The organism is Streptomyces sp. NPDC005761 (assembly GCF_040630635.1).
Lineage (GTDB): Bacteria > Actinomycetota > Actinomycetes > Streptomycetales > Streptomycetaceae > Streptomyces.
In genome coordinates this window covers 14,512-37,056 of the sequence record NZ_JBEXXX010000028.1, presented here as the reverse complement: position 1 = coordinate 37,056, position 22,545 = coordinate 14,512, and the positions used below count along the sequence as shown (strand labels likewise).

The following is a 22,545-nucleotide window of genomic DNA, read 5'->3' as shown; positions in this document are numbered from 1 at the left end:
TTCCGCCCGCACGAGAGCGGCCGGCGCCGGGTTCGGCGCGGCGGTGAGGAATCGTGGGGTTTGCCAACTCTATGAGCAAGCTGTGGTTTGGCAATCCGTCAAAGCGGGCATCGCCCGTGATCGTGACGACGTCGTGATCACCTCGTGAAGGCTCTGAACTGGGCATTTGCCACAGATAGCAGCATCACGTCACGGGGTGGCCGCTCGAAGGGGGCCCACTGATGGCTATCGATTCGGCTCTGTCCACCGTGCTGGGTTCCGTGGGCGTGCCGCCGGAGCTGGTCGCCTCCTGCGACCCGCTGGCCGGAGGCACGTACAACGCCGTGACCCGGATCGGTCTCACCGACGGCCGGCAGTGGGTGGTGAAGACACCGCCACCGGGCGGCACCCATCTCGCGTACGAGCGCGATCTGCTGGTCAACGAGGTCGCCTTCTACACTGCGGCGGCCGGGCTCCCCGAGGAGAACGCCGTCCCAGCCCTCGTGCACAGCGGCCTCGATCCGGCGGCTCCCGGGGGCGCGTACCTGATCATGACGGAGCGTCCCGGCCGCCCCTGGCACGAGGTCGCGGGCGCCCTGGCCGACGCCGAGGGGCGCCTGCTGCGCGCGGAGCTCGGACGGATCGTCGGCCGCCTGCACACAGCGCCCGGACCGGGCGGTTTCGGCTACCCGTCCGCGGCGCTCGGCCCGTTGGCCCCCACCTGGCGCGGCGCCTTCACGGCGATGACCGACGCCGTGCTGAACGATGCGGAGGCGTACGGGGCGCGGCTGCCGCGTACACCGGCGGAGATCCGCCACCGGCTCGCCGCCGCCGCGGACGTCCTGGACGACGTCACCCGGCCCGCCCTGGTCCACTTCGACCTGTGGCAGGGCAACATCCTCGTCGCGGGGGAGCCGGGGGCGCGGCGGATCGGCGGGGTCATCGACGGTGAGCGGATGTTCTGGGGCGATCCGGCCGCCGACTTCGTCTCGCTCGCCCTGTTCGGGGACATCGAGGAGGACGCGGACTTCCTGGCCGGTTACGGGGAGTCGGCGCCGGGCGGGCCGCCGGAGTTCGACGGTTCGCTGCGGACGCGGCTCGCGCTGTACCGCGCGTACCTCTACCTGATCATGCTGGTGGAGACCGTGCCCCGGAAGGTGTCCGGGGAGCAGCTGGAGTGGACGTGGAACGAGGTGGCGCCGCGGCTCGAAGCGGCGCTCGGCGAGCTGGAGGCGGCGCCGCGGGCACGGGGGTGACCGCGGCGCCGGGACCCCCGTGCCGATCGTTCGGATCAGGCCGGATCAGGGACCCCGCGAGCCCGGCGTGATCCGGACGGGGACGCCTGGCTCCGGCGTACGAGGGCCCGTTGGGCGTCGTGCAGGTTGCGCGGGCGGACGGCTTCCGGGGTTCCGTACGCCTCCAGACGGGTGTGCAGGTCACCGGTGAAGTCGGGGACGTCGGTCTGGTCGAACTCCCTGACCTCGCTGACCCCGACCGTCGCGCTGTACGGGGCGAGGGCGTCGATCCGCATCAGGCCGGCCCGGCCGTTGGTGACGCGGATGTTCCAGTGCGTGAAGCGGGCGCCGAACAGCGGTCCGGCGCTCGCATCGCCGCCGTGGCGACCGTTGTTGTTCACGGTGATGTCGGTGCGGACGTTGGCGAACGGCATCCCGCGGTGGGAGTCGAAGGTGCCCATCTCCATCACGCCGCGCGACCAGACGTTGTGGCTGGACAGTCCCTCGACGTTGATGCCGTGCAGCTGGGTCCCGGCGGGCGCCGGCACGGTGCGCTGCTCGATGGTGAAGTCCTCGATCAGGTTGTCGTGGCTGCCCTCGCGGCAGTAGTACGGGTGGTGCGAGCCGCGCCCCGCGACCTTCGTGCGGCGCAGGGTGCAGGCGGAGGCGCCGATGAGGCCGAAGCCGTTGTCGACGTGGCGGACGGTGATGTCGTCGGCCCAGCAGTCGTACGCGCACTGGAAGGCGACACCGTTGTAGCCCTTGTCGAGCAGGTGCGGCGACTGCGGCGTCTCCACCGCTTCGAGGGTGAGTCCTTCGACGCCGGAGCCGGTGAGCGGGGTGGCGAGGGTGGTGAGGCGCGGGTCCCATTCGGGGCGGACGTCGACCGGGAGGGGCCTCTCCAGGGTGACTCGGCTGCCGTGCACGGCGGTGATGCGGACCGGCCATTCGTAGGGGACGTACGAGGTCAGCTTGGTCTTGTCGTCCCAGTAGTACGTCTCCGGGCCGGCGCCGCCGCCGGCCATGTGCTCCAGCAGGGTGTGCGCGGTGTCGTCGGCGAGGCGGAGCAGGACGAGGGCGCCGCGCTTCAGCTCGCGGGCGTCGTCGACCGTGATCGTACGGTCGCCGAGGCGGGCGGGGGCGACGGTGGTGAGGGTCTGCCACTCGTCCCGCTTGTTGCCGGTCCATCCTTCGAAGGGCCAGGCCTTCGCCTTGATGGCGTCGGTGAGCGAGGTCCAACGGGCTTCGGGGCAGAGCCAGATGAGGCCGCCGGCCCAGGACCAGCTGGACTTGTCGCCGCCGTACCGGCTGCCGTACGCGCCGATGAGCTCGGTGAGGTTCTTCGTGGCGCGCAGCGTGGTGCGGCCGCTGCCCGCGCCCCGCACCACGACGTTGCTGTGGCCGATGCGGATGATGTCGTCGATGCGGTACGTGCCCTCGGGGATGAGGACCGTGCCACCGCCGCGCTCTCCGGCAGCGGCGATGGCACGGTTGATCGCGGGGGCGGCGTCGGCGGAGCTGCCGGGCCGGGCGCCGTAGTGCAGGACGTCGGCGGTGAATCCGTGGCCGCCTCGTCGGCGGGGCAGGGGGGATCCGGCGCGGTAGCCGGCCCGGCCGATGAACGGGATCTGCGGGTGCGTGTAGGGCGTCGCGGCGAACTCCCGCCAGAGCGGGGTGGTCCGTCCGGTCGCGGCAAGGGCTGTTCCACTGCCGAGCGTTCCGGTGGCCGCGGCGGCTGCGACGGCCACCGCGCTGCCGAGCACTGCTCGCCTGCTGATGTTCCCGTCGGCCGTCTTCGCCGCCTGGGTCGACTTGGTCGCCATGAGCCCGATCCGCCTTCCACGATTTTCACGGATGTGAACGATGTTCATATCTGCGTCGGCCGTGAGCATGCCACGAGCCCCGGGCGCGGCGAAAGACTCGCGCACCGGGGAAATCTCAGGCAGGCAAACGCCGGGCAGCAGGCGTCAGTTGGCAGGGCGCTGAGTCAGGTGTGTGAACGCTTCCAGGTTCCGCGTGGACTCGCCGCGCGCCACCCGCCACGCGTACTCCTTGCGGATCGCGCTCGCGAAACCGAGTTCGAGCAAGGGGTTGAACGCGCCGTCCGCGGCCTCCAGGACCACACCCAGCAGCCGGTCCAGCTCCTCGGGCGTCACCACGGAGAGCGGCAGCTTGCCGACGAGGTAGACGTCACCGAGCGAGTCGACCGCGTAACTCACGCCGAAGAGACGGAGGTTGCGCTCCAGCAGCCAGCGGTGCACCGCGGCGTCGTTCTCGTCGGGGTGGCGGATGACGAAGGCGTTGAGGGACAGCGCGTGCGCCCCGACGATGAGCGAGCAGGTGGTGGCGAGCTTGCGGGTCCCGGGCAGCTGGACGACGTAGTTGCCGGGCGCGGGGCTCTCCCAGTCGAGTCCGGCGTCCTCCAGCGTCGCCTCGATGACCTGTGCGACCTGTGTGACCTGCGGCATCGCCGCTTTCTCGGGTACGTCAGCCATGGATCGAGCGTACGCCCGTCCGGCAGCGGCGCCCGTACGGCGTCCTCAGCCGTGGTGCGAGCGCACCCGGCGCCGGTGGTCCTGAACCGCCCCGGTGTACACGTCCGCGGTCGCCGCCGCAGCGGTGTCCCACCCGAAGTGCTGCGCGTGCGCGGCGGCCGCGCCGCCCATCCGGTCGACGAGCTCCGGCGCGGCCGCGAAGCGCTCCAGCGCCTCCGCGTACGCCGCCGGGTCGTGCCCGGGGATCAGGAAGCCGCTGACCCCGTCCCGTACCGCCACCGGCAGACCGCCCACGGCCGCCGCGACGACCGGGGTGCCGGCCGCCTGGGCCTCTATGGCGACCAGGCCGAAGGACTCGCTGTACGAGGGCATGACCAGCACGGACGCGGCCCGGAACCAGTCGGCGAGCTGGTCCTGCCCGACCGGCGGGTGGAACCGCACGACATCCGCGATGCCCAGGCGGGCGGCCAGCTTCTGCAGACCCTCCGGCTTGGCCAGCCCGCTGCCGCTGGGACCGCCCACGACCGGCACGAGGATCCGGGACCGCAGCGAGGGGTCCCGGTCCAGCAGCGCGGCCACGGCGCGCAGCAGCACGTCCGGAGCCTTCAGCGGCTGGATGCGGCCGGCGAAGAGCGGGATCAGCGCGTCCTGCGGCAGCCCCAGGCGCGCGCGGGCCGCGGCGCGGCCGTCGGCAGGGCGGAAACGGTCCAGGTTGACGCCGGGGTGGACGACGGCGACGGAGCCCGGATCGGCCGCGTAGAAGCGGACGAGCTCGTCCGCCTCCTCGGCGGTGTTGGCGATCAGCCGGTCGGAGGCGCGCACGATCTGGGTCTCACCGATGACGCGGGCGGCGGGCTCGGGGGTGTCACCCTCGGCGAGCGCCGCGTTCTTGACCTTGGCCATGGTGTGCATGGCGTGGACGAGCGGGACGCCCCAGCGCTGCGCGGCGAGCCAGCCCACCTGGCCGGAGAGCCAGTAGTGGGAGTGCACCAGGTCGTAGTAGCCGGGTCGCTGACCGGCCCACGCCTGCATCACGCCGTGCGTGAAGGCGCAGAGCTGGGCGGGCAGCTCCTCCTTGGCCAGACCCTCGTACGGCCCCGCGTCGACATGGCGGACCAGGACGCCGGGCGCCATCTCGACGACCGGCGGCAGCGCACCGGTGGTGGAGCGGGTGAAGATCTCGACCTCTATGTTGATCGCGGCCAGGCGCTTGGCCAGCTCCACGATGTACACGTTCATGCCGCCCGCGTCGCCCGTTCCCGGCTGGTGCAGCGGGGAGGTGTGAACGGAGAGCATCGCGATCCGTCGCGGCCTGCGGTGGCCGCCGGGGAAGGAGCCGGTGAAACCTGCGGGGAACCTGAGACGCGGTGCGACGCGGCTGCTGCCGAGCCGGGAGACGTACTGACTCACGTCGTCCGGTCCTCCTCGCTCAGGGCACTGCTACCGACTCCGCTCACGGCATGGCACCGAAGGGGCACACGGTCCCTTCGAAGGGCTGGAACAGCGGAACTCCTCCTTTCATTTCCGCTTTGCCAAATCATTACGGTGCGGCCCCGGTCCCCGCGCCGCGCCGGCCGCCGGGTCCGGACGAGTCGTTACGCTCTGTGTCATGCGCCCGATCGGCACCGCGACCCGCGGGACCACCAACCCGAACCGGCTGCGCCGCATGGACCGCTGGATCGCCGCCACGCACGGCCCCGCCCTGCGCCGCGCCGACGCCCCCGTGGCGGTCGACCTCGGGTACGGCGCCGCCCCGTGGACCGCCGTCGAACTGCTGGCGCGCCTGCGCACCGCCGAGCCCCGCACATCCGTGGTCGGCATCGAGATCTCACCGGAGCGCGTCGAGGCAGCACGGCCGTACGAGCGCGAGGGCCTCACCTTCCGGCACGGCGGCTTCGAGATCCCGCTGCCGGAGCGGCCCGCGCTCATCCGGGCGGCGAACGTGCTGCGCCAGTACGACGAGGGCGAGGTCGCGGCCGTCTGGAAGCGGCTGTGCGAGCGGCTCGCGCCGGGCGGCCTGCTGGTGGAGGGCACCTGCGACGAGATCGGGCGCCGCCACGTCTGGGTGGCGCTGGGCCCGGAGGGACCCCGCACGGTCACCTTCGCGACCCGGCTCGGCTCCCTCGACCGCCCGTCCGACCTCGCTGAACGGCTGCCCAAGGCACTGATCCACCGCAATGTGCCGGGCGAGCCCGTCCACGCCTTCCTGCGCGACTTCGACCGGGCCTGGGCGGCGGCCGCGCCGTACGCCTCGCTGGGTGCCCGGCAGCGCTGGATCACGGCCGTGCGGGCCCTGTCCGGCGACTGGCCGCTGACGGACGGAGTACGCCGGTGGCGCCAGGGTGAAGTAACGGTGAACTGGGCGGCGCTGAGGCCGGAGCGGTAGCCCGGCACGCGGCGAACAGGGTGAACTCCCCCGGCACCGGGAACGCAGGCGCGGCACCGTTCGTCCCTGAACAGGGAGGCCTGATCCACGGGGCCGGACGCCGGGGGGCCGGGGAGCCACGGGCCTGCGGAGATGTGTCTGCCTCTGTTGCTTTTCGGTAGGGCATGGCACGATCTCGTCGGCGCCATAAGTTACTGACGGTAAATCAGATCCGCAGGGATCAGCTCGGAGGGGGAGCTTCGTGTACCGACGCCACTGTGCCGCTGCCGCGGTCACTCTGGTCTGCGCGATGGCCGTCCTGGCCTCGCCGGCCCAGGCCTTCGCGGCACCCGCACCCCCCTCGCCCGCCGCGGACCGGCCGGAGAAGACCCTCGAAGAGGTGCGCCAGGAGATCGACGGCCTCTACCGGGCCGCCGGATCGGCCACGGACGCGTACAACCTCGCCGAGGAGAAGGCGAAGAAGCAGTCGGGCGAGATCGTGAAGCTGGCCCAGGCCATAGTCGAGGGCCAGGCGAAGATCGCCGAGCTCAAGAGCAGGGCTGGCGCCCAGGCCCGCGACGAGTACCGCAACGCCGGACTGCCACCGGGCGCCCGGCTCATGCTCAGCGGCGACCCCCAGCTCTTCCTGGACGGAGTCAGCCGAGCCCGCCAGGGCCAGAAGGCCACCAAGGGGCTCCTGGGTGAACTGAACAGGACCCAGGAGGACTTGCAGACGTACACGCAGGACGCGAGCACCAACTGGACGAAGCTCGAGGCCAATCGCGTCAAGCAGGCCAAGGCCAAGAAGAAGATCAACGAGCAGATCGAGGCGGCCAGGAAGCTGGAGTCCCAGCTGGAGAAGAAGGAGCGCGCCCGACTTCTCGAACTGGAGCAGGAGGCGGAGTACAAGTCGCAGACCGCATGGCTGAGCTCCGGCGCCCTGAAGGAGATCAACCGCGAGGCGAGCGCGAGCGGCAGGAAGGCGGTGGCCTTCGCGACCGACCGGATCGGCCTGCCGTACGTGTGGGGGGCCGAGGGCCCCAAGTCGTACGACTGCTCCGGACTGACCTCCCAGGCGTGGGCGGCGGCCGGACGGCCGATCCCGCGCACCTCACAGGAGCAGTGGCGGCAACTGCCGCACATCGCGGTCAAGGACATGCGCCCGGGCGACCTGATCATCTACCACAGCGACGCCAGCCACGTCGGGATGTACATCGGCGACGGCGCGATCGTGCACGCCCCGCGCCCGGGCCGCAACGTCACGCTCGCCGGGGCGGGCTCGATGGAAATCCTCGGAGTCGTCCGCCCGGACAAGTAGCCGCTCCCCCACCGCGGTCACCGGCGTGAGCCGGGACACGTGGGCCCCGGCGCCCGGCGTGACCTTTGTCATGCCGCCCAGGGCGCCTGGGAACCGCACATCACGCCGGATCCGTGACCTGACGCGGCTTATGGCGGTGCATATGCCGGAGGCCGAGTGCCGTGCGCCATTCCGTTCCCGCATCCGGTACCGCTATCGTCCCCGTCTGGCGGGTCGTCGATCGTCGTTCCGCCGTGCCCTCGGGGGGAGGGAAGGAAACCCGAACCGATGCCCGTACCCGTACCGCAGCAGCGTGCCGTTCCCGCTGCGGAGACCAGCAACGGCACCGACCTCACCCTGCTGGTGATCGAGGACGACCCGGCGGGCACCTTCAGCGTCCCCGAGCTCTCCGCCGCGGCCGGCGCCCGGGTCCGTATCCGCGCCGCCCGCAACCTGACCGAGGCGGGACGGCTCCTGACCGACGACGTGGACTGCATCCTGCTCGACCTGGCACTGCCTTCCGGGGCCGAGACGCGCGGCGACCGGGACGCGGAGGCCGACGGTCTCGCCACGCTCAAGTACGTACTGCGGATCGCGCCCCGGCACGCCGTGCTCGCCCTCACGGCCGAGGACGACGCGGAGCTGGCCGCCGAGGCCGTACGCGTGGGGGCGCAGGACTACCTGTTCCGGGGCGAGCTCGACGGCAGGCTGCTCAGCCGCGCCATCCGCTACGCCGTCGAACGCAAACGCGCCGACGTCGCCCAGCACCAGCTCACCGAGTCCCGGCTGCGCGCCCAGGAGAACGCCCGTCTGGAGCGCGGTCTCCTGCCCACCCCGCTGCTCGACGGCTCCGATCTGCACTTCGCGGCCCGCTACCGCCCCGGCCGCAGTCGCGCGCTGCTCGGCGGCGACTTCTACGACACGGTCCGCACACCTGACGGCACGGTGCACGCGATGATCGGCGACGTCTGCGGCCACGGCCCGGACGAAGCGGCCCTCGGCGTCGAACTGCGCATTGCCTGGCGTGCGTTGACACTGGCGGGGCTCTGTGGCGACGAACTGCTCTCCACGCTCCAGCAGGTCCTGGAACACGAACGGGAGAGCGAGGAGATCTTCGCGACGCTCTGCACCGTCGACATCGCCCCCGACGGCCGCCGCGCGGGCCTGTGCCTGGCGGGCCACCCCGCACCGCTGATCGCCCGCCAGGGGCGGGCCGCACACCTGCTTCCGTACGAGGACGGCGGCCCGGCACTCGGCCTGCTGCCGCGCGCCCGCTGGCCGCGCCGGCAGGTGGAACTGGGCGGCTCCTGGAGCCTGATGATGTACACGGACGGGCTGATCGAGGGCCGCGTCGGCAACGGCACGCAGCGCCTCGGCCAGGACGGCATGGTCGCGATGATCAATCGCCAGCTGTCCGAGGGACTGGCCGGCGAGGACCTCCTGGAGGCGGCGGTCACGCACGTCCGCGAACTGAACGGCGGCGAGCTGACCGACGACGTCGCGGTCCTGCTGCTCGACCGCGACCAGGAAACCGCCCGCGACGCCTCCCGTCACCGGGCGCAGAACGGCGACCGGGGCCGGAGCATCCCGCGCCCCCGCCCCGGACAGGTGTCACCCTCAGGCGTTCAACGCCCGCCGTTGTAGGGCCCGTACGGCCCGTCGCTGCTGGATCCGCCCCGCCGGCGCCCACCGCCCGAAACGGCCTTGAGCGCGGGCCGTACGTCCACGAAGAACACGATGGTCGCGATCAGCCCGGCAATCTGCACGAAGATCATCAGTCCCCAGACGTTCACCACCACCGCGATGCCGAGAATGATCAGCCAGAAGGACTTCTTCTGCTTGTCCGCGGCACGGTAGGCGTCCTCGCGGGCGATCGCGGCCATGGCGAAGGCCACCACGGCCAGGACGGTCATGGCCAGGGAGATCAGCCCGAGGAATGAGTTGAAGCCTTCGACCAACATGTCGTGCACCGCCTAGTGAGTGGATGAGCGCTCGCGGCCAAGGTACCGGGACAACGGCCGGGGCACGTGGAAGGTGCCCCGGCCGCCGCCCCGGCACACCCGCCGGGCACCGCGCCGCTACTTGGCGGTGGGCGGCGTGGTCTTCTTCGCGGCGGGCTTGCGCGCGGGCGCCTTCTTGGCGGGCGCGGGCGACGGCTTGGCCTCGGCCTTGACGGTCCTGGGCGCGGGCTTCGCGGCCGGCGCCTGCTTGACGGCGGGCTTCGGCGCGGGCTTGGCCGTCTCCGGCTTCGACTCCTTGCGCGGCTCGACGACGACGGCGATCTCGACGATCTCCTCGGCGGTCTCACCACGCCACGTCCGCACGCTCTGCTCGCCGCGCTCGGCCACCTTCTCGTACGTCTCCCGGGCCCTGACCGCGTACTCCGCGGCCACGCCCACGCCGCGCAGCGCCAGGTCCTGGGCGCTCTCGCCCAGCTTCTTCAGGTCGGTGTCGAACGCCCCGATCACCTCGGTGACCTTGGCCTGAAGGGTGGCCTGCGCCTCCTTGGCCTGCCCGGCCACCTTCTCCTGCACGGCCTTGGGGTCGGCGTTGCGCACCGCCTCGATGCGCTCCGGCGCCTCGGCCCGCAGCTGCTCGATCAGGGCCGGAACCTTCCGGGCCTGCCGCACGGCGAGATCGGCCGTACCGGCGGCGAAGTAGAGGGGGGTCGGGTCGGTGAGGGTCTTGCGCAGGTCATCGGTGATGGCCATGACTGTGGTCCTCCCGGATCATCAGACTCAGAATGAGGGTTTTGAAGGCTTTGAACCTGTATCGGCAGCACTGCCGTCGGCACTGAGGGGCGCATCCGCACCGGCCGCACGCCCCTCACCGTCCGCGGGGTCCACGGGCTCGTCCTCGAACCCGTTCTCCTTGCGGAAGGAGGCGTAGATCTGCAGCAGCACACTCTTCTGCCGCTCGTTGATCGACGGATCGGCCAGAATCACCGCCCGCGTCTCCAACTCCTCCCGCTCCCGCTCGTCCAGGATCCCGGCCCGTACGTACAGGGTCTCGGCAGAGATCCGCAGCGCCTTGGCGACCTGCTGGAGGACCTCGGCACTGGGCTTGCGCAGCCCGCGCTCGATCTGGCTGAGATAGGGATTGGACACCCCGGCGGCATCGGCGAGCTGCCGCAGCGACAGCTGCGCGGTACGGCGCTGCTCGCGGAGGTACTCGCCGAGATTGCCGACGTTGAGTGAGGCCATACCCCGATAGTGGACCCGCGCTGCTAACTTTTGCAAGCAGGTGCTTGCAAAAGTGTTCCGTACCACTCGGACGGGTCATGACGGCCCGCCCCCGGCGGGCCGCCCCCTCCCGTCCCTGGTCGGGGAGAGCACCGGCTGGGCCGGACGGAGCCCGTGGTCGACCTCCACCTTGGGGGAGCCCGCAGCATCGGTCGTGCCGGGCGTCACGCCCGGCACGAGGAGGAGAACGGGGCCGCACGCCCTTGGGGCCGTACCAGGGAAAACCCGTTGCCGGGTGACGGCGGGGCACTGCTAGTCTCCCGGAGGCCGTGCAGCAGAACGAGGAGGTGGTACCCGTGAACACAGCAGCGACATGGGTGCTCCTCTCCGGGGTCATGGTCGGGCGATAGGCCGTCCGGGAGCGCCGTCCAGCACTCCCGAAAGGCACGACCATGCGGTTCACCTCCGAACAGCACCTCGACGACGGCGTCCTCGAACGCGCATGCACCCTCGGCGAGATCCCCGGTTTCCTGTGGACGCCGGCGTCGGCGTCCCCCTCCGCACCCGCGCCGCTGATCCTGCTCGGCCACCCTCCTCTCGGCCTGCGCAGGATGTACCCGCGGCTCGTGGCCCGGGCCCGGAGCAGCGCGGCGGAAGGCTTCGCCACGGCCACCATCGAACTCCCCGGAAGCGGCGACAGGCCCCGTTGGCCCGCCGTCGAGCAGGCCCGCGCCGACCTGCGCCGGGCGATGGAGGCCGGCGGGCCGGTGAGCGACGAGATCGTCGACGCCCTCGTCCTGCCGCTGGTCGACAGGGCGGTCCCGGAATGGCAGGCCGCCCTGGACGCTCTCCTCGCGCTGCCCGGGATCGACGGCCCGGTCGGGTACTCGGGGGGAGTGATCTCCGTCGGTGTCCGGCTGGCGGTGGCCGAGCCGCGCGTCTCGGCCGCCGTTCTGTTCGCCGGGAGCCTCGTGCCCCGCGCCGTCTTCGAGGAGGCCCGTCGGGTCACCATTCCCCTGCACGTCCTGCTGCAGTGGGACGACGAGGGGAACGACCGTCAGGCGGCCCTCGACCTGTTCGACGCCTTCGGCTCCCGGGAGAAGACCCTGAACGCCAACATGGGCGGGCACACGGGCGTGCCGCAGTTCGCGGGGGAAGCCGCGGACCGGTTCTTCACCCGGCACCTGCGCTGAGGCCGGGCCGGCGGGCCGGCGGCTGCGGAAGGTAGGCGCAGCCGGCCAGGACGCGCCGCTCGTCGAGGAGGCCGGGGCCTCCTCGACGAGCGGTGACCGGCAGACCCGTCCGTACGTGGACTGTCCGTGGCGCTCGAGTCGTGCCCGCCGCTCGGGTCCAGGTGACCTCGAGGGCGCGGTCCGCCCGGACTGGACGGCGTCGCCGCCGGACCGGTCAGGCCGGCCGCGTACTGCGGAACGCCCGCCTGTAGCTGTCCGGCGGGACGCCGACGATCTTCTTGAACTGGCGCCGCAGCGTCGTCGCCGTTCCCATGCCGGTGGCGACGGCGACCGCCTCGATGCTCTCGTCCGTGGCCTCCAGCAGCTCCTGGGCGCGGCGCACGCGCTGGATCAGGAGCCACTGGATCGGCGTCTGCCCGATCACCGAACGGAACTGCCGCCCGAGGTGCCGCGGGCTCGTGTTCGCCTTCCGCGCCATGTCGGTCACGGACAGCGGCTGGTCGAGCCGCTGCTGGACCCAGGCGAGCAGTTGGGCGAGCGCGTGATCGCCGGACGCCTGTACCGGAGTGGCCGCGAACTGGGCCTGGCCGCCCGGCCGGTGCGGCTGCATGACGAGGCGGCGGGCGACCGAGTTGGCGACGGACGCGCCGTGGTCGCGGTGGATCAGGTGAAGGCAGAGGTCCACCGCGGCGGCCTTGCCCGCGGACGTGAGCACGCTGCCGTTGTCGGTGTACAGGACGTCCGGATCGACCTCGGCCAGCGGGTGGCGGGCGCTCAGCTCGGCGGCGTGGGCCCAGTGGGTGGTGGCCCGCCGGCCGTCCAGCAGACCCGCGGCGCCGAGCACGAACGCCCCGGTGCACAGCGAGGCGACCCGCGCGCCCGCCTTGTGCGCCGCGCGGACGGCCTCGACCAGCTCCGTCGGCGGCGGGACGTCGATGTCGGCGCACGCCGGAACGATCACGGTGTCGGCGGTCGCCACGCGGTCCAGCCCGTAATCGGGCTCGACCCTGAACGGACCGACCCGCACCGGACCCGGCCCGCAGAGCTGGACGTCGTACCAGCCGTTCGTCGCCTCACGCGGCGGGTTGCCGAAGATCTCGTACGCCACCCCCAGTTCGAAGTGGAGCAGATCACCGGCGGCCAGCAGCGCGACAGTTGGCATGTCCGAAAGTGTACGCATGCTGTCGGTCCGGACCATCACGGTCGGACCTCATCCGCGCCGAGACTGGAGCCCTCACCACATCGAGAGCGGGGAATCATGAACACAGCGTCTGCGGTAGTGGTTTACGGGGCGACGGGGCACACGGGCCGGTTCATCGTCGCCGAGCTGCGGCGGCGCGGGTTCACCCCGGTCGTCTCCGGCCGGAACGCGGAACGGCTGGAGGCAATGGCGGCCGAGTGGGGCGATGTGGAGGTGCGGCCGGCGGGCGTGGACGACGCGGACGCCCTGGACCGGGCCCTCGCCGGCGCGGCAGCGGTCATCAACTGCGCAGGCCCCTTCGCGGTGACGGCCGGCCCGGTCGTCGAGGGGGCCCTGCGGGCGGGGATTCCGTACGTCGACGTCGCGGCGGAGATCGAGGCGAACGCCGCGATGTTCACCGACCACGCGGAGGCGGCCTCGCGGTCGGGCATCCCCGTGGTGCCGGCGATGGCCTTCTACGGCGGGCTGGGCGATCTGCTGGTCACCGCGGCGCTGGGCGACGCGACGGCCGCGGACTCCGTGGACGTGGCGTACGGGCTGAGCAGTTGGCGGCCGACGGCGGGCACCCGGGAGGCGGGCCAGGTCTCCCACGACCGCCGGGCGGGCAGGCGGGTGCGCTTCGCGGACGGCGCGCTGCGGTACCACGAGGACGAGGTGTCGCAGGAGGAGTGGCTCTTCCCCGAACCGCTGGGACGGCGGGCCGTGATCGCGGAGTTCACCATGGCCGACGTCGTCACCGTGCCGAGCCATGTGAAGGTGCCGACCGTCCGCACCCACATGTCCGTCGAGGCAGCCGGAGACCTGGCGGGCAAGGACACGCCGGCGCCGGAGGCGGTCGACGCGCTGGGGCGCTCGGACCAGACGTTCGTCGTCGACGTCCTGGTCCGCGCGGACGGCATCGAGCGCCGCGCCACGGCGCACGGCCAGGACATCTACGCGGTCACCGCGCCCCTCGCGGTGGAGGCCGTCGCACGCATCCTGACCGGCCGCACCCGGACCACGGGCGTGGCCTCCGCCGGGGCGATGTTCGACGCGGCGGACTTCCTGCGCGCGCTGGCCCCGTACGTGACGGTCGAGTTGCCGTCCTGACCCCGCTCCGTACCGCCTCGCCCGGCTCAGACCCTGCGGGCGCGCGCGGCGAGGGCCACCGCCGCTGCCATCATCAGGCCCCGGCCGTGACCAGCCGGGGCGGCCCGGCGAGGTCGAACCCTGCGGACGCCCCCGCAGCCGGATCATCGGCCGCTCACGCCAGGCGGGCCGCAGGCGGGCCCGCCACCGGATTTCGTGCCGGGGCCGCACCCGCGGTCGTACCCTCGACCGCATGGATGTGCTGCTGCCGTTCCTGGTGTCCGCCGGCGCCCTCGCCGCGGTCATGGGCTGCTTCGCCCGGCTGGCGACACGGGTCCGCAGGCGCGGCCTCGCCGGATCGGCGATGCGGGCCGCGATGGCGTCGTACGACGAGGCGTTCCGGGTGACGGCCCACGAGTCGTACTACGAGATCCAGGCGCAGGTGGAGCGGCAGGCGTCCATGGCCTCCCCCGGTGATCCGTGGCGGCCGGAGCGCGACCGGGCCGGCGGACGGCCGGTGGTGAGGGGCACGCGCAGCCGCGCCACCCGCCGCCGACGTCGCTGGTGGGCGCTCGGCCGCTGAACCCCGGCCCGCCCCCTCACCACCCGCCGACCGCCGCACTCGCCGCCCGCAGCGCGTCTCCGCCCCTCCCCATGAGCAGGTCCGTGCTGTCCGCCCATTGGTCGACGGTCCCGGTCAGCGGAAGGCCGCGCAGGCCCGGTTCGGTGACCGAGGCAGCCAGCGGGCGGGCGAAGCGTTCCGCGTGCAGGACGAGGTACGGACGGCCGTGGTAGGGGCGGGGTGTCGGGTCCACCGGATCGACCAGGCCGGTCGCGTTCTGGCGGATCGCCACCGCCTCGTACGCGGCGCACAGGAACCGTTCCCGCTCCGGGTAGTCCGTCGACGCCAGCGCTCCGTTCAGGGCCGGCGCCAACGACTCGGCCGCGTCCAGCCGGGCGAATGCGCTGCCCAGCCATTTGCTGTACGGGGGAAAGCGCCGCTCCAACAGCAGGCTCAGCCGCATGAGGTCCCGGACCAGCCGGGCCGTGACGACGGCCGATCCGAGTGTGTCCCCGGTCTCGGCGCAGCGTCCGACGAAGGCCTCCTCCTGGGAGATCCGCTGCCACTGGCAGGCCAGCACGTGGCGCCACATCTGGTCCGGGTAGCGGGCCAGTCGTGCCCGTGCGGTGGTGAGGAGCCCGGGACCGTCGTGGAACACCGCGCCGCCGGTGATCCCGGCGAGCCTCTGCTGCGGCATGGCGAGCCAGTCCCTCACGCCCGGTTCGGTGGTGGTGGCATCGAGGCCCACCTCCCGGGTCAGCCAGGCACCGGTGTCGTGCGTGAACACGCGGTGATCGACGGGCCCGTCGGTCACCGCCATGTGCCCGACCGGGTCGAGCGGGTCGTCCGCCGGGCGGAAGTGGGTGGGCCAGCCACGGATCTCCTTCGGGAGCCGGTCCGCCAGCAGCCGCCGGATCGTCTCGCCGTGTGCCGCCGCGTCGTCCGGCCCGAGGAAGAGGTCCAGGCGCGGGCCCCAGTCGTGATCGGTGGACCGTGCCGTGTCGAAACCGAGCACCTCCGAACCCGGGCCGATCCGCGCGGCGGCGTACGGCAGGCCGGGGAGGACCTCGTCGAGGACGGGCCGCACCGCCTCCTCGTACAGGATCCGGGAGAGTTCCAGACCGGGCAGGAACGCGGGCTCGGCAGGTGTCATACGGCCACTGTGCGGGCGGTGGCAGCGGTCGGCCACTGATTATCCGGGGGCCCGCTCCCGAACCCGTCTGCTTGCAGACGATCCACCACAGACCGAATTGTTACGCTGGCGGACATGACCGCCATGGCACCCACCCGCACCGCACCGGACCTCTCGTACCTCCTGGACCACACCAGTCACGTCCTGCGGACCCAGATGTCGGCGGCCCTCGCCGAGATCGGACTCACCGCGCGCATGCATTGCGTGCTGGTCCACGCCCTGGAGGAGGAGCGCACCCAGATCCAGCTCGCCGAGATCGGCGACATGGACAAGACCACGATGGTGGTGACCGTCGACGCCCTGGAGAGCGCGGGCCTGGCCGAGCGCCGGCCCTCCAGCCGGGACCGGCGGGCCCGGATCATCGCCGTCACGGAGCAGGGCGCCGCGCTCGCCGCACGGAGCCAGGAGATCGTCGACCGGGTGCACAAGGAGGCACTGAGCAGCCTGCCCCGGACCGACCGGGAGACCCTGCTGCGCGCCCTGAACCAGCTGGCGGGCGAGCATCTGGCCACCCCGGCCGAGAATCCCAGGACTGTCCGCCGGGCGCGCCAGAGCCAGAAGTAGCCCCCCACGCCCGGCTCGCGGGCGGAGTCATCCGCAGAAAATAGAACCGAAAGAAATAGTCCGCAACAAAACCATCTGCTACGTTCTCTCTTGTCGCACCCGACGACGGGAGAACCTGATGTCTGCCACCGCGCCCACCGTTCCCGCCCCCGCATCCCCAGCCACCCGCTCGCGTGGTCTCGCCCTCGGGGTGATCGCCACCGGTCTGCTGATGACCGTTCTCGACGGCTCGATCGTGACGGTGGCGATGCCCGCCATACAGAACGACCTCGGGTTCACGCCCGCCGGCCTCAGCTGGGTCGTCAACGCGTACCTGATCGCCTTCGGCGGTCTGCTGCTGCTCTCCGGGCGGCTCGGCGACCTCCTCGGACGCAGGCGGATGTTCCTGACCGGCACGGCCGTCTTCACCGCCGCCTCCGTCCTGGCGGGGGTGGCGGGCTCCCCCGCCCTCCTCGTCACCGCCCGCTTCCTCCAGGGCGCCGGCAGCGCCATGGCAGCCGCCGTGGGACTGGGCATCCTCGTCACCCTCTTCACCGAGAGCCGCGAACGGGCCCGTGCCATCGCCGTGTTCAGCTTCACCGGCGCGGCGGGGGCCTCGCTGGGACAGGTACTCGGCGGGGTCCTCACGGACGCGCTCGGCTGGCACTGGATCTTCTTCATCAACCTGCCGATCGGCCTCGCGGTACTCCTCGTCGCCGTGCGCGCACTGCCCGCCGACCGCGGGCCCGGCCTCGCAGCGGGGGCCGACGGTGTCGGCGCGCTCCTGGTCACCGCGGGCGTGATGCTGGGCATCTACTCCGTCGTCGAGGTCGAGTCGTACGGATGGCTGTCGGCGCACACGATCGGCCTGGGCTCCCTCGCGCTGGTCCTGCTTTCCCTGTTCGTCGTCCGGCAGGCCACGGCCGCCACCCCGCTCCTGCCCCTGCGCATCCTCCGGTCGCGCAGTGTCGCCGGGGCCAACCTGGTCCAGGTCCTCATGGTCGCCGCGCTGTTCTCGTTCCAGATCCTGGTCGCGCTGTATCTGCAGCGCGTCCTCGGGTACGGCGCCACCGCCACCGGGCTCGCCATGCTGCCGGCGGCCGCGGTCATCGGCGCGGTGTCGCTCGGGATCTCCGCCCGGCTGAGCGCGCGGTTCGGCGACCGCAACGTCCTGCTCCTGGGGCTGGTCCTGCTGATCGGGGTGCTCGGCCTCCTCGCCCGGCTCCCCGTCCACGCGCACTACGCCACCGATCTGCTTCCCGTGATGCTCCTGGCCGCCGGATTCGGCCTCGCGCTCCCGGCGTTGACCACGCTCGGCATGTCGGGGGCGGGCGAGCGCGACGCCGGGCTCGCCTCCGGGCTCTTCAACACCACACAGCAGATCGGCATGGCCATGGGCGTCGCCGTCCTGTCCACGCTGGCCGCCTCCCGCACGGACATGCTGCTCGCCGCGGGCCGCACCAGGGCCGAGGCACTGACCGGCGGCTACCACCTGGCCTTCGCAGTCGGCGCCGGCCTGCTCGTCGCCGCCTTCCTCGTCGCACTCGCGGTGCTCGGGCGGCCGGGCCGTGCGCCCGCGACCGCCACCGCCCCTCCCGCCTGACCGCACCCCCATCCACCCGCACCGCACCCGAAGGACGGACCCATGACCAAGCACCCCACCACCTCCCCCACTCCTGCCGTCCCCGCCGAGAACGAGCCCGCTCCCGGCGCCGGCCCCGCCCCGCGCACGCTCACCGAAGGGGAGCTCTCCCGGCTGCTCGCGGACCAGCAGTTCGGAGTCCTCGCAAGCGTGCGGAGTACCGGTCACCCCCACCTGACGACGGTGCTGTACTCCTGGGACGCCGACGCGCGCGTGGTACGCGTCTCCAGCACCGCCGACCGCCTCAAGCCACGTCAGCTGCGTACCGATCCGCACGCGGCGCTGCACGTACAGGGCCCGGACGCGTTCTCGTTCGCGGTGGCCGAGGGCGAGGCGGAGGTGTCCGCACCGACCGCGGTGCCCGGTGACGCGGTCGGCCGCGAACTCCTGTCCATGACACCCGGCTTCGAGGATCCGGCCGCGGAAGCCGCCTTCCTGGCCCAGCTGGTCGCGGAACGGCGCGTGGTGATCCGGATCCGGGTCTCCCGGCTGTACGGAACGGCGCTGGACATCCCCGCAGCGGACTGAGCGCACGCGGCGGGGGCACACCGGGGCCATGTGCGTGCCGGGCGGAGGCTCTAGGATCCGGCCCATGGCTACCGACCCCGGCTACACCTGCTCCCGCTGCGGCGAACACCACACGGAACTCCCGATGGGGTACTCCACCATGGCGCCCGACGTCTGGGACGCGAGCCTGGAGAGCGACCCCGACAGCATGCTGTCGACGGACCAGTGCATCGTCCGGCACGAGCACTACTTCATCAAGGGCCTGATCGAGATACCCGTGATCGGCAGCCCTGAGCCGTTCTCCTGGGGCGTCTGGGTCTCCTTGAGCCGGGAGAACTTCGGCCGCGCCCTCGATGTGTGGGAGACGCCGGGCCGGGAGTCCGAGAAGCCGTACTTCGGCTGGCTCACCACCGAGTTGGGGCTCTACTCCCCCCGTACGACCAATCTCAAGACCAATGCGCACACCCGCCCGATCGGCCGGCGCCCGCTCATCGAACTGGAGCCCACCGATCACCCGCTGGCCGTGGAACAGCGCACCGGAATCACACTCGGCCGGGTCCGCGAGATAGCCGAGGCGGTGCAACACGCCGAGGACGGCCGCTAACGGCCCTCCCGGTGCGGGGCCCCGTCGCCCCCGCCCCCCAGTCCCGACCGCAGTTGCACGAAACCCTGCTCGGCGGCCTCGACCGCGTCCCCGTAGACCTGGTCCGCGCTCCGGCCCTCGCTGATCCGCCGCCAGTTCTCCAGGGAGAGGATGCGCAGGACCGCGATGATCTGGCCCGCGGCCAGCCGGTCCGTCACCTGGTCGCCCAGGGCACGGGCGAGAGCGGCCTCGGAGCGGCTCTGGTACCCGTAGAGCCTGGCCACCAGGGACGGCGTCCCGTAGAGCAGCCGGTGGAACGCCAGCACCTGCGGCACGTCACAGAGGCCCGTGACCGGGTCGCGCCGCTCCAGGCCGTCCAGGTAGTGGCGCCGCAGGGCGTCGAGCGGGGACTCGCCCTCCGCCCGCCCGGCGACCACCCGCGCGGACTCGTCCACGTGGTCGCCGAAGCGGTGGAGGACCAGGTCCTCCTTGGCCGGGAAGTAGCGGAACAACGTCGGCTTGGAGATGTCCGCGGCGGCCGCGATCTCCGCCACCGAGACCTTGTCGAAGCCTCTCTCCAGGAACAACGAGATCGCGGCGTCGGAGACCGCCTGGTAGGTCAGCTGCTTCTTCCGCTCCCGCAGGCTCATCGCCGGGCGGGAGGAAGCCGACGACGCCGCGTCCCCATCCTCTGCCGCGTCCGTCGCGTCGGCTGCCGTCCGGGGGCCGGGCTTCTCTCCGCTCATGACCATGAGCGTAACGCCTCCGACCTCAAGCGGACTTGACGTCAGACGGCGTCCGGGCCCGTTCCGGAGGGTTCGGTTCCGCGCTCCCGCGCGCGTGCGGCGATCAGTACGCCGACCCCGTCCAGCACCCGTTCGAGGCCGAACGTGAACTCACGGTCGGGTTCGTCCGGCGCCCACATCCCCTCGATCGCCATCAGCCGGGAGAGCGCGGGGTGGCGCACGGGGTCGACCAGCCGGCCCAGGGTGCGGGCGTAGCCGTCCATGACCTCCTGCGCCGGCACGCCGCGGGCCTCGACCGCGGCGTCGAGATCACCCATCAACAGCGCCTCGTTCCGCACGAAACCACTGACCAGAAGGATGACGGAGATCTCCTCACCCGCGTCCAGACCGGCGCCCGCGAGCGCCTGGAGGCCCTGTTCCCACCAGGCGACCGAGTTCGGGCTCGCGGGCGGCCCCGCGATGGGGATGCGGAGCATCCACAGGTTGGCGTGGAAGACCCGGCTCTGCGCCCGGGCCCACTGCGACAACGCCTCCCGCCAGCCGGCCTTCTCCTCCAGGGCGGGCAGCGGGGGCGGCGGGCCCAGGGCCGCCTCCTGCATCAGCACGTAGAGCTCGTCCTTGGCGGCCACGTACCGGTAGAGCGACATCGTGGAGACCCCGAGGTCCTTGGCGACCCGTCCCATGGACACCCCACCGAGCCCCTCGGACGCCGCCACCGCCACGGCGGCATCCACGATGCGCTCCAGACTCAGCCCGGGCTTGGGCCCTTTCACCGGGCGCGCCCGCAGCCCCCAGGCCGCCTCGATGCTGGCCGGCAGGCCCGTACCGCCGGGTGAACCGTTCTCCTGCGTCACCTGAACCCACCTTCCCTTGACGGCCATCCTAGTTATGCGTAACCCTTACACAGTCACGCGTATCTCATACACAGAACGGGGTGCTCCATGCCGCCACCCGCCATGATCGAGGCCCGTGGCCTCACCAAGTCGTACGGAAGATCCGCGCCGCCCGTCCTGGACGGCATCGACCTGCGGGTCGAGCGCTCCACCGTCTTCGCCCTGCTCGGCCCCAACGGAGCGGGCAAGACCACCGCCGTACGCATCCTGGCCACGCTCACCACCGCCGACAGCGGCACGGCCCGCGTCGCCGGGTACGACGTCGTGGCCGAGCGGAGCCGGGTACGCCGCGCGATCAGCCTCACCGGGCAGTACGCCGCCGTGGACGAGGCCCAGACCGGCGAGGAGAACCTGCGCATGATGGCCAGGCTGTCCGGCCGTTCCCGGCCGCACGCGCGCCGCCGGGCCGCCGAACTCCTCGAACGCTTCGGCCTCGCCGACGCTGCCCGCCGCCCCGTCCGTACCTACTCCGGCGGCATGCGGCGCAGGCTCGACCTGGCGGCCGGGCTCGTCGGCACACAACCGGAGGTGTTCTTCCTGGACGAGCCCACGACCGGCCTCGATCCGCGCAGCCGGCAGGAACTCTGGCAGGTCGTACGCGAACTCGCCGCCGAGGGGGCCACCGTCCTGCTGACCACGCAGTACCTGGAGGAGGCCGACCGGCTGGCCGATCACATCGGCGTCCTCGACCGGGGCCGGATGGTCGCCGAGGGCACCGCGGACTCATTGAAGTCACGCGTCTCGGGGCACCGCCTCGACGTGGTCCTGAGCGACCACGCGAGCTACCTCCGGCTCACCCACCGGGCCGTGCACCACGCGCCCGCCGCCCTCACCCTCGGACTGCCGACGGACGGCTCGGCGGCCCATGTCCGCGCGCTGCTCGACGAGATCGACCCGGACGGTACGGCGGTGGAACGGTTCACCCTGCACAGCGCCACGCTCGACGACGTCTTCATGGCCCTGACCGCGACGGACGGGGCCCGGGCCGCCCATGTCTGAAGCGCTCGACCCCACCGGCCCGGCCCGCTACCTGTCCGAGGCCTTCGCGCCTCTCGCCCGCGCCGGCACCATGGCCGGCCGCTCACTGCGCATCAGCCGGCGCAACACCGACGCGCTCATCACCTCGCTGATGCTGCCGGTCATGCTGATGCTGATCTTCGTCTACTTCTTCGGCGGCGCCATCGACACCCGCGTCCCGCACTCCACGTACGTCACCTATGTGGTCCCCGGCGTCCTGCTCCTGTGCGCGGGCTTCGGCTCCGCGAATACGGCGGTGGCCGTGAGCGAGGACATGAAGAGCGGCATCATCGACCGCTTCCGCTCCCTGGACATCGGCGGCACGTCCATCCTCGCCGGCCATGTCGCCGCCAGCACGGCCCGGAACCTTGTCTCCACCACCGTGGTCCTGGGCGTCGCCCTTCTGATCGGCTTCCGCCCCGGCGCCACCCCCACCGGCTGGCTCACCGCCCTGGCCGTCCTCCTCGCCTACATCATCGCGCTGTCCTGGCTGTCCGCGGCGATCGGCCTGCTCGCCAGGACCCCGGAGGCCGCGGGCGGATTCACCTTCCTGATGTCCTTCCTGCCCTACCCGAGCAGCGCCTTCGTCCCGGTCGACTCCATGCCCACCTGGCTCCACGGCTTCGCCGAGCACCAGCCGATCACCCCGGCCATCGAGTCCCTGCGCGCACTCCTCCTGCACCAGCCGGCCGGCCACACCCCCTGGACCGCCCTCACCTGGGCCACCGGACTGCTGCTGGTCGCGACCGGGCTGTCGGGGGTGCTCTTCAGGGTGCGGACGCGGTGACCGCGGGCGGGCGCGCAGCCACCGGTCGTGGGCGGCGGCCACCACACGGGCCGTCGGC

At 72.2% G+C, this 22,545-nt stretch carries 23 protein-coding genes; 13 read left to right on the top strand and 10 right to left on the bottom strand.

All coding sequences use genetic code 11. The annotated features are described in order from the left end of the window. Positions 1 to 221 precede the first annotated feature (221 nt). A complete protein-coding gene (locus tag ABZ434_RS23840) occupies positions 222 to 1,235 on the top strand; it encodes an aminoglycoside phosphotransferase family protein (protein WP_359140352.1) in 1,014 nt (337 codons plus the stop codon). 35 nt (positions 1,236 to 1,270) lie between these two features. On the opposite strand, the gene ABZ434_RS23835 is transcribed toward ABZ434_RS23840, so the two are convergent. From ABZ434_RS23835 to mshA, 3 genes are all read right to left on the bottom strand, one after another. Further along, positions 1,271 to 3,037: a glycosyl hydrolase family 28-related protein gene (locus tag ABZ434_RS23835; RefSeq protein WP_359140349.1), complete on the bottom strand. Its 1,767-nt coding sequence runs from the start codon at positions 3,035 to 3,037 to the stop codon at positions 1,271 to 1,273. Between the two features lie 144 nt (positions 3,038 to 3,181). Then, a complete protein-coding gene (locus tag ABZ434_RS23830) occupies positions 3,182 to 3,709 on the bottom strand; it encodes a YbjN domain-containing protein (protein ID WP_359140346.1) in 528 nt (175 codons plus the stop codon). Positions 3,710 to 3,754: 45 nt separating this feature from the next. Then, on the bottom strand, positions 3,755 to 5,119 hold the full coding sequence (gene mshA / locus ABZ434_RS23825) for a D-inositol-3-phosphate glycosyltransferase (RefSeq protein WP_359140343.1): 1,365 nt from the start codon (positions 5,117 to 5,119) through the stop codon (positions 3,755 to 3,757). A gap of 199 nt (positions 5,120 to 5,318) precedes the next feature. On the opposite strand from mshA, the gene ABZ434_RS23820 reads away from it, so the two are divergent. From ABZ434_RS23820 to ABZ434_RS23810, 3 genes are all read left to right on the top strand, one after another. Beyond that, entirely contained in the window at positions 5,319 to 6,095 is a 777-nt protein-coding gene (locus tag ABZ434_RS23820) for a class I SAM-dependent methyltransferase (RefSeq protein ID WP_359140340.1), read from the top strand. Positions 6,096 to 6,336: 241 nt separating this feature from the next. Then, complete coding sequence (locus tag ABZ434_RS23815) at positions 6,337 to 7,392, top strand: NlpC/P60 family protein (protein ID WP_359140337.1); 1,056 nt, start codon at positions 6,337 to 6,339, stop codon at positions 7,390 to 7,392. Positions 7,393 to 7,659: 267 nt separating this feature from the next. Then, complete coding sequence (locus ABZ434_RS23810; RefSeq protein ID WP_359140334.1) at positions 7,660 to 9,015, top strand: SpoIIE family protein phosphatase; 1,356 nt, start codon at positions 7,660 to 7,662, stop codon at positions 9,013 to 9,015. Here ABZ434_RS23810 and ABZ434_RS23805 read toward each other — a convergent pair. The 3 genes from ABZ434_RS23805 to ABZ434_RS23795 all read right to left on the bottom strand — a co-directional run bounded on the left by ABZ434_RS23805 (position 8,997) and on the right by ABZ434_RS23795 (position 10,574). Further along, the gene (locus ABZ434_RS23805; protein ID WP_359140331.1) at positions 8,997 to 9,332 is read right to left on the bottom strand and encodes a DUF2516 family protein; all 336 of its coding nucleotides are present in this window, start codon (positions 9,330 to 9,332) and stop codon (positions 8,997 to 8,999) included. The two genes, ABZ434_RS23810 and ABZ434_RS23805, sit on opposite strands and share 19 nt — an antisense overlap. A 117-nt stretch (positions 9,333 to 9,449) precedes the next feature. Continuing rightward, positions 9,450 to 10,082: a hypothetical protein gene (locus tag ABZ434_RS23800; RefSeq protein ID WP_359140329.1), complete on the bottom strand. Its 633-nt coding sequence runs from the start codon at positions 10,080 to 10,082 to the stop codon at positions 9,450 to 9,452. A gap of 27 nt (positions 10,083 to 10,109) precedes the next feature. Further along, the gene (locus ABZ434_RS23795) at positions 10,110 to 10,574 is read right to left on the bottom strand and encodes a helix-turn-helix transcriptional regulator (RefSeq protein WP_359140326.1); all 465 of its coding nucleotides are present in this window, start codon (positions 10,572 to 10,574) and stop codon (positions 10,110 to 10,112) included. A gap of 431 nt (positions 10,575 to 11,005) precedes the next feature. Here ABZ434_RS23795 and ABZ434_RS23790 point away from each other — a divergent pair, with 431 nt between their 5' ends. Next, positions 11,006 to 11,746 (top strand): alpha/beta hydrolase, encoded by a 741-nt coding sequence (locus ABZ434_RS23790; RefSeq protein ID WP_359140324.1) that lies wholly within the window; start codon positions 11,006 to 11,008, stop codon positions 11,744 to 11,746. Between the two features lie 214 nt (positions 11,747 to 11,960). Here the strand turns inward: ABZ434_RS23790 and ABZ434_RS23785 are convergent, their stop codons facing one another. Continuing rightward, on the bottom strand, positions 11,961 to 12,908 hold the full coding sequence (locus ABZ434_RS23785; protein ID WP_359140321.1) for a helix-turn-helix domain-containing protein: 948 nt from the start codon (positions 12,906 to 12,908) through the stop codon (positions 11,961 to 11,963). Between the two features lie 96 nt (positions 12,909 to 13,004). Here ABZ434_RS23785 and ABZ434_RS23780 point away from each other — a divergent pair, with 96 nt between their 5' ends. Together ABZ434_RS23780 and ABZ434_RS23775 are read left to right on the top strand one after the other, a co-directional pair. Further along, entirely contained in the window at positions 13,005 to 14,036 is a 1,032-nt protein-coding gene (locus ABZ434_RS23780) for a saccharopine dehydrogenase NADP-binding domain-containing protein (protein WP_359140318.1), read from the top strand. Between the two features lie 232 nt (positions 14,037 to 14,268). Further along, positions 14,269 to 14,598 carry a hypothetical protein gene (locus ABZ434_RS23775; protein WP_359140315.1) on the top strand — a complete coding sequence of 110 codons (330 nt, stop codon included), beginning with the start codon at positions 14,269 to 14,271 and terminating at the stop codon, positions 14,596 to 14,598. Positions 14,599 to 14,614: 16 nt separating this feature from the next. Here the strand turns inward: ABZ434_RS23775 and ABZ434_RS23770 are convergent, their stop codons facing one another. Next, positions 14,615 to 15,730 (bottom strand): DUF4037 domain-containing protein, encoded by a 1,116-nt coding sequence (locus ABZ434_RS23770; RefSeq protein ID WP_359140312.1) that lies wholly within the window; start codon positions 15,728 to 15,730, stop codon positions 14,615 to 14,617. A 114-nt stretch (positions 15,731 to 15,844) separates the two neighbouring features. On the opposite strand from ABZ434_RS23770, the gene ABZ434_RS23765 reads away from it, so the two are divergent. The 4 genes from ABZ434_RS23765 to ABZ434_RS23750 all read left to right on the top strand — a co-directional run bounded on the left by ABZ434_RS23765 (position 15,845) and on the right by ABZ434_RS23750 (position 19,065). Then, positions 15,845 to 16,333 (top strand): MarR family winged helix-turn-helix transcriptional regulator, encoded by a 489-nt coding sequence (locus ABZ434_RS23765; protein ID WP_359140310.1) that lies wholly within the window; start codon positions 15,845 to 15,847, stop codon positions 16,331 to 16,333. A gap of 118 nt (positions 16,334 to 16,451) precedes the next feature. Further along, positions 16,452 to 17,915 (top strand): DHA2 family efflux MFS transporter permease subunit, encoded by a 1,464-nt coding sequence (locus tag ABZ434_RS23760; protein ID WP_359140307.1) that lies wholly within the window; start codon positions 16,452 to 16,454, stop codon positions 17,913 to 17,915. A gap of 42 nt (positions 17,916 to 17,957) precedes the next feature. Continuing rightward, on the top strand, positions 17,958 to 18,482 hold the full coding sequence (locus ABZ434_RS23755) for a pyridoxamine 5'-phosphate oxidase family protein (protein WP_359140304.1): 525 nt from the start codon (positions 17,958 to 17,960) through the stop codon (positions 18,480 to 18,482). 124 nt (positions 18,483 to 18,606) lie between these two features. Further along, positions 18,607 to 19,065: a DUF2199 domain-containing protein gene (locus ABZ434_RS23750; RefSeq protein WP_359140519.1), complete on the top strand. Its 459-nt coding sequence runs from the start codon at positions 18,607 to 18,609 to the stop codon at positions 19,063 to 19,065. Here the strand turns inward: ABZ434_RS23750 and ABZ434_RS23745 are convergent. Next, positions 19,062 to 19,694 carry a TetR family transcriptional regulator gene (locus tag ABZ434_RS23745; protein WP_359140516.1) on the bottom strand — a complete coding sequence of 211 codons (633 nt, stop codon included), beginning with the start codon at positions 19,692 to 19,694 and terminating at the stop codon, positions 19,062 to 19,064. The two genes, ABZ434_RS23750 and ABZ434_RS23745, sit on opposite strands and share 4 nt — an antisense overlap. 137 nt (positions 19,695 to 19,831) lie before the next feature. Continuing rightward, a complete protein-coding gene (locus ABZ434_RS23740; protein ID WP_359140301.1) occupies positions 19,832 to 20,644 on the bottom strand; it encodes a TetR/AcrR family transcriptional regulator C-terminal domain-containing protein in 813 nt (270 codons plus the stop codon). A gap of 87 nt (positions 20,645 to 20,731) precedes the next feature. On the opposite strand from ABZ434_RS23740, the gene ABZ434_RS23735 reads away from it, so the two are divergent. Together ABZ434_RS23735 and ABZ434_RS23730 are read left to right on the top strand one after the other, a co-directional pair. Further along, positions 20,732 to 21,682, top strand: coding sequence for an ATP-binding cassette domain-containing protein (locus ABZ434_RS23735; protein ID WP_359140298.1), 951 nt, complete (start codon positions 20,732 to 20,734; stop codon positions 21,680 to 21,682). 70 nt (positions 21,683 to 21,752) lie between these two features. Then, positions 21,753 to 22,487, top strand: a complete 735-nt coding sequence (locus ABZ434_RS23730) for an ABC transporter permease (protein ID WP_359140513.1) — start codon at positions 21,753 to 21,755, stop codon at positions 22,485 to 22,487. The last annotated feature ends 58 nt before the right edge of the window (positions 22,488 to 22,545 follow it).